Source organism: Enterobacter cloacae complex sp. HYC033_NIDB (genome assembly GCF_056673335.1).
Genome location: NZ_CP115123.1, coordinates 3,420,511 through 3,432,229, shown reverse-complemented (window position 1 = coordinate 3,432,229; position 11,719 = coordinate 3,420,511). Strand labels below are relative to the sequence as shown.

Annotated in this window: 11 protein-coding genes and 1 pseudogene; 10 read left to right on the top strand and 2 right to left on the bottom strand. The window is 51.8% G+C overall.

The genetic code is table 11. The features are described from left to right. Positions 1 to 285: 285 nt before the first annotated feature. The 7 genes and pseudogenes from O1721_RS16480 to O1721_RS16450 all read left to right on the top strand — a co-directional run bounded on the left by O1721_RS16480 (position 286) and on the right by O1721_RS16450 (position 8,167). Positions 286 to 933, top strand: a complete 648-nt coding sequence (locus O1721_RS16480) for a YchE family NAAT transporter (protein ID WP_017384236.1) — start codon at positions 286 to 288, stop codon at positions 931 to 933. 770 nt (positions 934 to 1,703) lie between these two features. Further along, positions 1,704 to 3,335 (top strand): oligopeptide ABC transporter substrate-binding protein OppA, encoded by a 1,632-nt coding sequence (oppA, locus tag O1721_RS16475; RefSeq protein ID WP_003856736.1) that lies wholly within the window; start codon positions 1,704 to 1,706, stop codon positions 3,333 to 3,335. Between the two features lie 82 nt (positions 3,336 to 3,417). Continuing rightward, positions 3,418 to 4,338, top strand: coding sequence for an oligopeptide ABC transporter permease OppB (gene oppB / locus O1721_RS16470; RefSeq protein WP_003856738.1), 921 nt, complete (start codon positions 3,418 to 3,420; stop codon positions 4,336 to 4,338). Positions 4,339 to 4,350: 12 nt separating this feature from the next. After that, complete coding sequence (oppC, locus tag O1721_RS16465; RefSeq protein ID WP_015570372.1) at positions 4,351 to 5,259, top strand: oligopeptide ABC transporter permease OppC; 909 nt, start codon at positions 4,351 to 4,353, stop codon at positions 5,257 to 5,259. An 11-nt stretch (positions 5,260 to 5,270) separates the two neighbouring features. Further along, a complete protein-coding gene (gene oppD / locus O1721_RS16460; RefSeq protein WP_015570373.1) occupies positions 5,271 to 6,284 on the top strand; it encodes an ABC transporter ATP-binding protein in 1,014 nt (337 codons plus the stop codon). After that, positions 6,281 to 7,285 carry a murein tripeptide/oligopeptide ABC transporter ATP-binding protein OppF gene (gene oppF / locus O1721_RS16455; RefSeq protein ID WP_017384233.1) on the top strand — a complete coding sequence of 335 codons (1,005 nt, stop codon included), beginning with the start codon at positions 6,281 to 6,283 and terminating at the stop codon, positions 7,283 to 7,285. Before oppD ends, oppF begins: the two co-directional genes overlap by 4 nt. A 14-nt stretch (positions 7,286 to 7,299) precedes the next feature. Beyond that, positions 7,300 to 8,167, top strand: a pseudogene (locus O1721_RS16450) (ion transporter). A 30-nt stretch (positions 8,168 to 8,197) separates the two neighbouring features. Here the strand turns inward: O1721_RS16450 and O1721_RS16445 are convergent. Both O1721_RS16445 and cls read right to left on the bottom strand, forming a co-directional pair. Continuing rightward, positions 8,198 to 8,527, bottom strand: coding sequence for an HI1450 family dsDNA-mimic protein (locus O1721_RS16445; RefSeq protein ID WP_003856748.1), 330 nt, complete (start codon positions 8,525 to 8,527; stop codon positions 8,198 to 8,200). Positions 8,528 to 8,560: 33 nt separating this feature from the next. Further along, a complete protein-coding gene (gene cls / locus O1721_RS16440) occupies positions 8,561 to 10,021 on the bottom strand; it encodes a cardiolipin synthase (protein ID WP_003856750.1) in 1,461 nt (486 codons plus the stop codon). Positions 10,022 to 10,164: 143 nt separating this feature from the next. On the opposite strand from cls, the gene O1721_RS16435 reads away from it, so the two are divergent. The 3 genes from O1721_RS16435 (at position 10,165) to leuE (ending at position 11,706) form a co-directional block, all read left to right on the top strand. Continuing rightward, positions 10,165 to 10,338 carry a YciY family protein gene (locus O1721_RS16435; RefSeq protein ID WP_017384232.1) on the top strand — a complete coding sequence of 58 codons (174 nt, stop codon included), beginning with the start codon at positions 10,165 to 10,167 and terminating at the stop codon, positions 10,336 to 10,338. A gap of 254 nt (positions 10,339 to 10,592) precedes the next feature. Beyond that, positions 10,593 to 11,003 (top strand): Exc2 family lipoprotein, encoded by a 411-nt coding sequence (locus O1721_RS16430; RefSeq protein WP_015570374.1) that lies wholly within the window; start codon positions 10,593 to 10,595, stop codon positions 11,001 to 11,003. 67 nt (positions 11,004 to 11,070) lie between these two features. Next, a complete protein-coding gene (leuE, locus tag O1721_RS16425; protein WP_006810877.1) occupies positions 11,071 to 11,706 on the top strand; it encodes a leucine efflux protein LeuE in 636 nt (211 codons plus the stop codon). Positions 11,707 to 11,719 lie beyond the last annotated feature (13 nt).

Here is an 11,719-nt window from a genome sequence, read left to right as displayed (position 1 = left end):
ACCAAGATTACTCACTTCTGAGTACGAAAATTATGATCGAGATCAATTTTGTCCTAAGCTGATACCTTTCAGCAGGGTTATTTTGTGCTAATTATTCTACTGTTAAATAATTAAGTAACTATTGGAAGCAGCGATATCATTGATTACACAAATGTTTAACATCATGAATTGATAACGTTTAAGAACAGATTTCTGGTGAAGTATGCGGCTAAAAAGCGTATCTTCAGCGCGGATTTATCATGACACGCAGTTTCTCCCTGGCCATGCTCAATTGCGGAGCTTAATGTGATTCAAACGCTCTTTGATTTCCCTACATATTTCAAGTTTTTTATCGGCTTGTTTGCTCTGGTTAACCCGGTAGGGATCATCCCTGTCTTCATTAGTATGACCAGCTATCAGACGGCTGCGGCACGAAATAAAACCAACCTGACGGCAAACCTGTCGGTGGCGATCATCCTACTTACCTCTCTTTATCTCGGAGACGCCATTCTTCAGGTCTTCGGCATCTCAATTGATTCGTTCCGTATAGCAGGCGGGATCCTGGTGGTGACGATTGCCATGTCGATGATCAGCGGCAAGCTGGGGGAGGATAAACAGAACAAGCAGGAAAAATCAGAGACAGCTATCCGCGAGAGCATCGGGGTTGTGCCACTGGCGCTGCCGCTGATGGCGGGCCCGGGGGCGATCAGTTCCACTATTGTCTGGGGAACGCGCTACCACAGCCTGATGCACCTGATTGGCTTTTCTGTTGCCATTGCGCTGTTCGCGCTGTGCTGCTGGGGCGTATTTCGTATGGCGCCATGGCTGGTTCGCTTGCTGGGACAAACGGGCATCAACGTGATTACCCGTATCATGGGTCTGTTGTTAATGGCGTTGGGCATCGAATTTATCGTTACCGGTATAAAAAGTATATTCCCCGGGTTAGTACACTGACTTTCATTTGAAAGAGCGGAGCCAGCGGCTCCGTTTTTTTTACGTGATTATCTGCAAATCATATAAATAAAGTTGAAATAGGCGCCAGTCATAATAAGTTCTACTAATAATCCTCTTTTGTTGTTTTTCAAGGGGTTGTTTATTTTCATTTCCCCTTGCCGCGCATAAATCCCTCAAACCCTCTGTTATTTTACTCACATGATACTCTGGGGCTTGCTGACAGATAACCGAAATGATATTAGTAATTTCGACGCTGGCTCAGACGAATGTGCTAAATAATAATCAATTGTTAAATTATCGTGAAAAATCGTTCAGCCAAGCTTTGTCGTCGCGTTTGTAGCAACAAAATTTCTTATCTGTATGAATTACTTCTCTTTTTGTTGATTTCGGCGTAAGCCAGGGTTGGCACCACAGTTATGCCAGCCATCGTAAAAGAGAAATGCTTAACAAATTTGCAAAATGTATTGGCGAGAGTTGGCACCATTTGGTACTTTCCGGCCTTATATTTTGCAGCATTAAACAAGTTGATGAGAACTATTTTCATATAGCCCTCACATAAGATATCCAACGCATCTCTCTGACAGGGGAGAGGTGTAAAGAATCGACGCAAGACCGCCGTACGAGCGGTCAGTAATAATGAAGTCGGTGATAGCAAGAAGTAAAAAAAGAACCTGACAGTAGCAAAAAAAACTCCTGCGCTGTACAGGCCCCAACAGGGGATTACACAACTGGCGAAGGCCGGTCATTATAATGAGTGGAGTATCAACACAATGTCCATCATCACAAAAAAAAGTCTGGTAGCGGCGGGGATTTTAACTGCGCTAATCGCGGGCAACGCTGCAATGGCTGCGGACGTTCCTGCTGGTGTTCAGCTGGCTGAGAAGCAAACGCTGGTACGTAATAACGGTGCGGAAGTGCAGTCTCTTGATCCGCACAAAATTGAAGGTGTTCCAGAGTCTAACGTTAACCGCGATCTGTTTGAAGGTCTGCTGGTGACTGACGTAGACGGCCACCCGGCTCCGGGCGTGGCGGAAAAATGGGACAACAAAGATTTTAAAGTCTGGACCTTCCATCTGCGTAAAGATGCGAAATGGTCCGACGGTACGCCGGTTACCGCCGAAGATTTCGTCTATAGCTGGCAGCGTCTGGCGGATCCGAATACCGCCTCCCCGTATGCGAGTTACCTCCAGTATGGCCATATTGCCAATATCGATGACATCATCACGGGTAAAAAGCCAGTAACCGACCTGGGCGTAAAAGCCATCGATGCCAACACCTTTGAAGTGACGTTGAGCGAACCTGTTCCGTACTTCTATAAGCTGCTGGTTCACCCGTCCGTCTCCCCGGTACCAAAATCCGCAGTAGAAAAATTTGGTGAAAAATGGACGCAGCCTGCGAATATTGTGACCAACGGTGCATATAAGCTGAAGGACTGGGTCGTTAACGAACGTATGGTGCTGGAGCGCAACCCGCAGTATTGGGATAATGCGAAGACCGTTATCAATCAGGTCACCTACCTGCCAATCTCTTCTGAAGTGACGGACGTAAACCGCTACCGCAGCGGTGAAATCGACATGACCTATAACAATATGCCGATTGAACTGTTCCAGAAGCTGAAAAAAGAGATCCCTAAAGAAGTTCACGTCGATCCGTATCTGTGCACCTACTATTACGAAATTAACAACCAGAAAGCACCGTTCACCGACGTACGTGTTCGTACCGCACTGAAGCTGGCTCTGGATCGCGACATTATCGTGAATAAAGTGAAGAATCAGGGCGACCTGCCGGCTTACAGCTACACCCCGCCTTACACCGACGGTATGAAGCTGGTTGAACCTGAATGGTTCAAATGGTCCCAGGAAAAACGTAACGAAGAAGCGAAAAAACTGCTGGCTGAAGCTGGCTATACCGCCGACAAGCCGCTGACCTTTAGCCTGCTGTACAACACCTCCGATCTGCATAAAAAACTGGCTATTGCCGTCGCGTCAATCTGGAAGAAAAACCTCGGCGTGAACGTGAAGCTGGAAAACCAGGAATGGAAAACCTTCCTCGATACGCGCCACCAGGGAACCTTTGACGTGGCACGTGCAGGATGGTGTGCGGACTATAACGAACCGACCTCATTCCTGAACACCATGCTGAGCGACAGTTCGAACAATACCGCACACTATAAGAGCCCGGCGTTTGATAAGCTGATTGGCGAAACCCTGAAGGTGGCAGATGACGCCCAGCGCGCCGATCTGTACGCGAAATCAGAACAACAGCTCGATAAAGACTCTGCGATCGTTCCGGTTTACTACTACGTTAACGCCCGCCTGGTGAAACCATGGGTAGGGGGTTATACCGGTAAAGACCCGTTGGATAATATTTCCGTTAAGAATCTTTATATTATCAAGCATTAATGGCAATACGTGGGGCGAGCGAGCTTGCCCCACTGTGTCTATTTTGTAACATTCATCAGGCACACGCCAGAAGGTACGGGCAATGTTGAAATTTATCCTGCGTCGCTGTCTTGAAGCGATTCCAACGTTATTTATTCTAATTACAATTTCCTTCTTCATGATGCGTCTTGCACCGGGCAGTCCTTTTACCGGTGAACGCACGCTTCCGCCAGAAGTTATGGCCAACATCGAAGCGAAATACCATTTAAACGATCCTATCACCACGCAGTACTTCAACTATCTGAAGCAGCTTGCACACGGTGATTTTGGTCCGTCATTTAAATATAAAGACTATTCCGTTAACGACCTGGTGGCGTCAAGCTTCCCGGTATCGGCTAAATTAGGGGCTGCTGCATTTATCCTGGCCGTTGTTCTCGGTGTCACTGCGGGCGTTATCGCTGCGCTAAAACAAAATACCCGATGGGATTACGCCGTAATGGGGGTCGCAATGACCGGGGTGGTTATCCCCAGCTTCGTTGTCGCGCCGTTGCTGGTCATGATATTCGCCATAACCCTGAAATGGCTTCCCGGGGGCGGCTGGAACGGCGGGGCGCTGAAGTTCATGATATTGCCGATGGTGGCATTATCTCTGGCCTACATCGCCAGCATCGCCCGTATTACCCGCGGTTCAATGATTGAAGTCCTGCACTCGAACTTCATCCGTACCGCCCGTGCGAAAGGGCTGCCGATGCGCCGGATTATTTTCCGTCATGCCCTCAAGCCTGCACTGTTACCGGTACTCTCCTATATGGGTCCGGCTTTTGTCGGCATTATCACGGGTTCAATGGTGATTGAAACCATTTATGGCCTGCCGGGCATCGGGCAGCTGTTTGTTAACGGGGCGCTTAACCGTGACTATTCGCTGGTGCTGAGCCTGACGATCCTCGTGGGCGCGCTGACCATTCTGTTTAATGCCGTTGTCGATGTGCTGTATGCCGTTATCGACCCGAAAATCCGTTACTAACTGGAGCACGCCATGATGTTGAGTAAGAAAAACAGCGAGGCGCTGGAAAACTTCAGTGAAAAGCTGGAGGTCGAAGGTCGTAGCCTTTGGCAGGACGCCCGCCGTCGTTTTATGCATAACCGTGCCGCCGTTGCCAGCCTGGTCGTGCTGGTGCTTATCGCGCTGTTCGTAACCCTGGCACCAATGCTCTCTCAGTTCACCTATTTCGATACGGATTGGGGCATGATGTCCAGCGCGCCGGATATGGAATCCGGGCACTATTTCGGCACCGACTCCTCCGGGCGTGATTTGCTGGTGCGTGTGGCGATTGGCGGCCGTATCTCCCTGATGGTTGGCATCGCGGCGGCGCTGGTGGCGGTGATTGTCGGCACGCTTTACGGCTCGCTTTCCGGTTACCTCGGCGGGAAAGTGGACTCCGTGATGATGCGTATGCTTGAAATTCTGAACTCCTTCCCGTTCATGTTCTTCGTCATTCTGCTGGTGACCTTCTTTGGTCAAAATATCCTGCTGATCTTCGTGGCGATCGGGATGGTGTCCTGGCTGGATATGGCGCGTATTGTGCGCGGCCAGACGCTGAGCCTCAAACGTAAGGAGTTTATCGAAGCCGCACAGGTTGGCGGCGTTTCTACCGCCAATATTGTGGTGCGTCATATCGTTCCTAACGTGCTGGGCGTGGTGGTGGTGTACGCCTCCCTGCTGGTGCCAAGTATGATCCTGTTTGAATCTTTCCTGAGCTTCCTGGGATTAGGTACGCAAGAGCCGTTGAGTAGCTGGGGCGCTCTGTTAAGTGATGGCGCAAACTCCATGGAAGTGTCACCGTGGTTACTGCTGTATCCGGCGGGCTTCCTGGTCGTCACCCTGTTCTGTTTCAACTTTATCGGCGATGGCCTGCGTGATGCCCTCGACCCGAAAGACCGTTAAGGAGCGCCGTCATGACCATTATTGAAACGGCAACCGCGCCACAGGCGCAACAGTGGACCAGCGCACTGCTGGACGTTAAAGACCTCCGCGTGACGTTTAAAACCCCTGACGGTGATGTTACTGCCGTTAACGATCTCAACTTCGACCTGCGTGCCGGTGAAACGCTGGGCATTGTGGGCGAATCCGGTTCCGGTAAATCCCAGACCGCATTCGCGCTGATGGGCCTGCTGGCGTCAAACGGCGTGATCGGCGGTTCGGCGACGTTTAACGGGAAAGAGATCCTGAATTTGCCGGAACATGAGCTGAACAAGCTGCGCGCCGAGCAGATTTCAATGATTTTCCAGGATCCGATGACGTCCCTGAACCCCTATATGCGGGTGGGTGAACAGCTGATGGAAGTGCTGATGCTCCACAAGGGGCTGGGCAAAGCCGAAGCGTTTGAAGAGTCCGTCAAAATGCTGGATGCGGTGAAAATGCCTGAAGCACGCAAGCGCATGCGCATGTATCCGCACGAGTTTTCCGGCGGTATGCGTCAGCGCGTTATGATCGCGATGGCATTGCTTTGCCGGCCAAAACTGCTGATCGCTGATGAACCGACCACCGCCCTGGACGTGACCGTTCAGGCGCAGATCATGACGTTGCTGAATGAGCTGAAGCGCGAGTTCAACACCGCCATCATCATGATTACCCACGATTTAGGCGTCGTTGCCGGGATCTGCGACAAAGTGTTAGTCATGTATGCAGGCCGCACGATGGAATACGGTAATGCTCGCGATGTGTTCTACCAGCCAGCCCATCCGTACTCTATCGGGCTGTTGAATGCCGTTCCGCGTCTTGATGCGGAAGGGGAGTCGCTGCTGACTATCCCGGGTAACCCGCCAAACCTGCTGCGTCTGCCAAAAGGCTGCCCGTTCCAGCCGCGTTGTCCGCATGCGATGGAAATCTGTAACAGCGCACCGCCGCTGGAAGCGTTTGCCCCAGGCCGTCTGCGCGCCTGCTTTAAGCCGCTGGAGGAGCTGGTATGAACGCGATCGACGAAAAAAGAAATGTGCTGCTCGAAATCGCTGACCTGAAGGTCCATTTCGATATCAAAGACGGTAAACAGTGGTTCTGGCAGCCTGCCAAAACCCTGAAAGCGGTGGATGGCGTCACGCTACGCCTGTACGAAGGCGAGACCCTGGGCGTGGTAGGCGAATCCGGCTGCGGCAAATCGACGTTTGCGCGTGCGATCATCGGCCTGGTGAAGGCCACCGACGGGAAAGTGGCCTGGCTTGGCAAAGATCTGCTGGGGATGAAGCCGGATGAATGGCGCGACGTGCGCAGCGACATCCAGATGATTTTCCAGGATCCACTTGCGTCCCTGAACCCGCGTATGACCATTGGCGAAATCATTGCCGAGCCGCTGCGCACCTATCATCCGAAGATGCCGCGCCAGGAAATTCGCGATCGGGTGAAAGCGATGATGCTCAAGGTGGGTCTGCTGCCTAACCTCATCAACCGCTACCCACACGAGTTTTCCGGCGGTCAGTGCCAGCGTATCGGTATCGCACGCGCGTTGATCCTTGAACCAAAACTGATTATCTGTGATGAGCCGGTTTCGGCGCTGGACGTTTCCATCCAGGCCCAGGTGGTTAACCTGCTACAGAAACTGCAACGGGAAATGGGGCTGTCGCTGATCTTCATCGCCCACGATCTGGCGGTGGTAAAACACATTTCGGACCGTGTGTTGGTCATGTATCTGGGCCACGCCGTGGAGCTGGGCACGTATGATGAGGTGTACCACAATCCTCTGCACCCTTATACCAAAGCGCTGATGTCTGCGGTTCCCGTTCCGGACCCCGATCTGGAAAAAAATAAAACCATTCAGCTTCTGGAAGGTGAACTGCCTTCGCCAATCAACCCGCCTTCAGGCTGCGTATTCCGTACGCGATGCCCAATAGCCGGGCCGGAATGTGCAAAAACACGGCCGGTTCTGGAGGGCAGTTTCCGACATGCGGTTTCCTGCCTGAAAGTAGACCCGTTATAATCGCAAGGGCTGACATGATGTCAGCCCTTATTTTTCGAGGTTAATGTGTCGCGATTATTCACGTCGGCCCGTCAGCGGCTGTATCACCTTTTATTTGATCCTGAAACGGTTTCCGGTCGCCGCTTCGAAGGTCTGTGTGGTTTATTTGCGCTGATTAGCGTCATTATTATCTTTATCGAATCCGGCGCCGGAACGCAGTACCACATGACGTATGAGGAGTGGCACGTTTTCGTCTGGCTGGAATTGATTGTCACGCTGGTGTTTACTGCGGAATATGTGCTGAGGGTCATTAGCTGGCCAAATCCGGCGAAATACGTTTTCAGCTTCTGGGGATTTATTGATTTAGCCACCATCCTGCCGCTGTATGTCATGTGGCTGTGGCCTGAGATCAGCTTGAATTATGTGTTTGCCTGGCGTGCAATGCGGGCGATTCGTGTGTTACGGATTCTCAAACTGCTGCGCTTTATGCCGTCGCTGCGGGTTTTTTGGGTTGCCATTGTCAGCGCCCGCCACCAGCTGATTCTCTTCTATTCGTTTATTGCTATCGTGATGATCGTTTTTGGCTCCCTGATGTATTTAATCGAAGGGCCGAAATACGGGTTTACCACGCTTAATGCGTCTGTTTACTGGGCTATCGTCACGGTGACCACCGTGGGCTATGGCGATATTACCCCGCATACGCCGCTCGGACGTATTGTGGCATCGGTTCTTATCCTGATCGGCTATTCGGTGATAGCGATTCCGACGGGGTTAATTACCACCCATATGAGCAGCGCCTTCCAGAACAGCAAGCAGCAACGCAAATGTCCGAATTGTCAGCAGGGGAATCATGAACCCGGCGCGCGGTTTTGTCACCGCTGTGGAAATGCCTTACCGGATTAAATAAAAAGGCTGCGCGGGCAGCCTTTTTTATTATTCGCGCCAGAGGATATGGCACAGTTTGTGATCTTTCTCGCGGCACAGCAGGACGCGGGCAAAGATGTCGTTAATTTCTCCGCCGTCTTCATCTGCAAGGCCAATCACCACCTCGGCGAAGAAGTCCGGGTTGAGATCAAAATCGACATGTTCGGCCCAGTCTTCAGCCGGATCGAACAGCTCAGCACCGCCACGCTCTTCGAATTGCAGGTTGAAAAGAATGACGTCAGCAGGGTCGAGATTATCGACCGCCAGCTCGAGAAAAATATCGTAGGCCTGTTCGAGCGTTTCGTCTTCGGTCAGGCGATTGTTCAGATCCATTTCCATGATGACTACCTGTTAAACATCGTTGGGCACGTTTTACAGCAACGGACTAAAGAAGTAAAACAGTCGTTCGGCAATTCGCTGCCACAGCGGACGTTTCGCCCACAGTCTGGCGTCCAGCAGGCGTGAGCGGGAGATATAATCGTCCTGAACCGCTGCCAGATCGCCACCGAACCCGGCGTCATCAATGACCAGCGTAATTTCAAAATTCAGCCACAGACTGCGCATATCGAGGTTGACGGTACCCACCAGGCTCAGCTCTCCGTCCACCAGCACGCTCTTGGTGTGTAACAGGCCGCCTTCGAACTGATAAATTTTAACGCCTGCGGCCAGCAGCTCACTAAAGAACGCGCGGCTTGCCCATCCCACCAGCAGCGAATCGTTCTTGCGCGGCATAATAATGCTCACATCCACTCCGCGCTGTGCCGCTGTACAGATGGCATGCAGAAGGTCGTCGCTGGGAACGAAATAGGGCGTGGTCATGATCAGATATTCCCGCGCGGAGTACGCGGCGGTCAGCAGTGCCTGATGGATCAGATCTTCCGGGAAGCCAGGACCGGAGGCGATAGTGTGGATAGTGTGCCCGCTGGCTTCCTCAAACGGCATGATATTGCCATCCGGCGGCGGGGGAAGAATGCGTTTACCGGTTTCAATTTCCCAGTCGCAGGAGTAGACGATGCCCATTGAGGTCGCGATCGGTCCCTCCATCCGCGCCATCAGATCGATCCATTGCCCCACGCCGGAATCCTGCTTGAAGAAGCGGGGGTCAACCATGTTCATGCTGCCGGTGTAGGCGATGTAGTTATCGATCAGAACCATTTTCCGGTGCTGGCGGAGATCCATGCGGCGCAGAAAGACGCGGAAAAGATTCACTTTTAGCGCCTCGACCACCTCGATACCGGCGTTGCGCATCATACCTGCCCACGGGCTACGGAAAAAGGCCACGCTGCCGGCGGAGTCCAGCATCAGGCGGCAGTGGATACCGCGACGTGCAGCGGCCATTAGCGATTCGGCGACCTGGTCCGCCATGCCGCCCGGCTGCCAGATATAAAACACCATCTCGATATTATGCCGGGCGAGCTGGATATCACGGATCAGCGCCTGCATCACATCATCAGAAGAGGTCATCAGTTGCAGCTGATTGCCTTTTACCCCAGCAATCCCCTGGCGGCGTTCGCACAGCTTGAACAGAGATGCGGCCACGCTACTGTTCTCTTCAGCGAAGATATGCTTGCAGGCTTTAAGGTCGGCAAGCCATTTCGCCGTGGAGGGCCACATGGCGCGGGCGCGTTCGGCGCGGCGTTTACCCAGATGAAGTTCACCGAAAGAGAGATAGGCGATGATGCCCACCAGCGGCAGAATGTAGATAATCAGAAGCCAGGCCATGGCGGAAGGTACCGCTCTGCGTTTCATCAGAATGCGCAACGTCACCCCGGCAATTAACAGCCAGTATCCTAAAATGACCAGCCAACTCACCACGGTGTAGAAGGTTGTCATAAATAAAAAATCCTTTTGAAAGCGTATTGTTATGAGTTTACGCATCAGGATTCATCTGGCAAATAAAAACGGCAGATAAAAGCGCTGGTTTGCCGCCTGCTTAGGCATATAATGGCATCTCTGTTAGAGAAAGAGTTGTAGACATGAAGCGCAGTAGAACTGAAGTTGGGCGCTGGCGCATGTTGCGACAGGTGAGTCGTCGTAAGGCTCGTTGGCTGGAAGCACAATCCCGCCGCAATATGCGTATCCACGCCATCAGAAAATGTGGCCTGAACAGACACCGTAACGCGCTGTTGTTCGCGGTCCAGGACATCTGAAAAGCATGAAGGGCACCGTAAAGGTGCCCATTAAACATCCAGGCTATCAATTTTTGCAGTCTCTTCCCATCTGCTTCCGCGATATACTAACTTCCCATAACGTCATGATATTAAAAGATGAATCCTTATCTCTGGATTTTTATTGTACTTTTGGCGCTGGATGCGCTCAGGGAAGATTTAGGACTTTCGTCATTTTCCTCATTGGCAGATTATGTTTTCGCATGGGGAATACATTTTTATTAAAGGAAAAAAGGATGAACGGAAAAGTAATGGCAGCACTCTTTGGGATTGCGATATTAAGCGGTTGTGCCAGCAGCAAAACCTCACCCGAACGGCACGCGTTTTATTTCGTGTCGCATCAGTCCAGCTTTACTGGCGGCAATTACACCTCCAGCGTGCAGAAAAATTATCAGCTGAACGTGGCGCAGTTCCGCGAGCTTTATGCCCGGGGCAAAGCTGACCGCGCGGAAGGGCGGACTGAGGCTGAAGCCAGTGAATACGCGCAAAGCATTCGCGATCAGCTAAAAGAAAATGCGAAGTCGCAGGAATTGTTCGCAGGCAACGCGAAGGATAAATGGTCTTCGGACATGGACAGTAAAGACGCCCTATTATTTGGTAACGAACTGGCCGCGACTTATCTTGATGGCTATAACGGCGTACAATAGCGCAACTGATTCAGGGGATACCGTAATTACCGGTATCCCCGCTGTTTTTGAGCGAAAGGAGTGAGACGTGTTTGCGGAGTTTGGTGTACTGAATTTCTGGACCTATGTTGTCGGCGCATTTTTTATCGTGCTGGTTCCAGGACCGAACACCTTGTTTGTGCTGAAAACAGGGATTGGCCACGGCGTTAAGAAAGGCTATCTGGCAGCCACCGGTGTGTTTATTGGTGATGCCGTGCTGATGTTTCTGGCCTGGGCGGGCGTCGCCGCGTTGATCCAGACCACTCCGGTTTTATTTAATATTGTCCGCTATCTGGGCGCGTTTTATCTGCTGTGGCTGGGCGGAAAAATGCTCTGGTCCGTTATGACGCGTCAAAAAAATGCGCACGAAAGTAGCGCCGAACCGGCAAGCGCAATCCTTAAGCGTTCGCTGGTGCTGAGCCTGACGAACCCGAAAGCGATTCTCTTTTACGTGTCGTTCTTCGTGCAGTTCATTGATGTCAATGCGAAGAATACCGGCACGTCGTTCCTGATCCTCGCCACAACGCTTGAGCTGATCAGCTTCATGTACATGAGCTTCCTGATTTTCTCAGGCGCGTTTGTCACGCGTTACCTCAAAACCAAAAAGAAACTGGCGAAGCTGGGGAACGGGCTGATAGGTCTGCTGTTTGTCGGATTTGCGGCGAGGCTGGCGTCGCTGCACTGAATGAAGAAAAGGC

Excerpts from the sequence above, each read along its gene's own strand:
- oppA (WP_003856736.1), top strand. The coding sequence starts at position 1,704 with ATGTCCATCATCACAAAAAAAAGTCTGGTAGCGGCGGGGATTTTAACT.
- oppB (WP_003856738.1), top strand. The coding sequence starts at position 3,418 with ATGTTGAAATTTATCCTGCGTCGCTGTCTTGAAGCGATTCCAACGTTA.
- oppC (WP_015570372.1), top strand. The coding sequence starts at position 4,351 with ATGATGTTGAGTAAGAAAAACAGCGAGGCGCTGGAAAACTTCAGTGAA.
- oppD (WP_015570373.1), top strand. The coding sequence starts at position 5,271 with ATGACCATTATTGAAACGGCAACCGCGCCACAGGCGCAACAGTGGACC.
- oppF (WP_017384233.1), top strand. The coding sequence starts at position 6,281 with ATGAACGCGATCGACGAAAAAAGAAATGTGCTGCTCGAAATCGCTGAC.
- O1721_RS16445 (WP_003856748.1), bottom strand. The coding sequence starts at position 8,527 with ATGGAAATGGATCTGAACAATCGCCTGACCGAAGACGAAACGCTCGAA.
- cls (WP_003856750.1), bottom strand. The coding sequence starts at position 10,021 with ATGACAACCTTCTACACCGTGGTGAGTTGGCTGGTCATTTTAGGATAC.
- O1721_RS16435 (WP_017384232.1), top strand. The coding sequence starts at position 10,165 with ATGAAGCGCAGTAGAACTGAAGTTGGGCGCTGGCGCATGTTGCGACAG.
- O1721_RS16430 (WP_015570374.1), top strand. The coding sequence starts at position 10,593 with ATGAACGGAAAAGTAATGGCAGCACTCTTTGGGATTGCGATATTAAGC.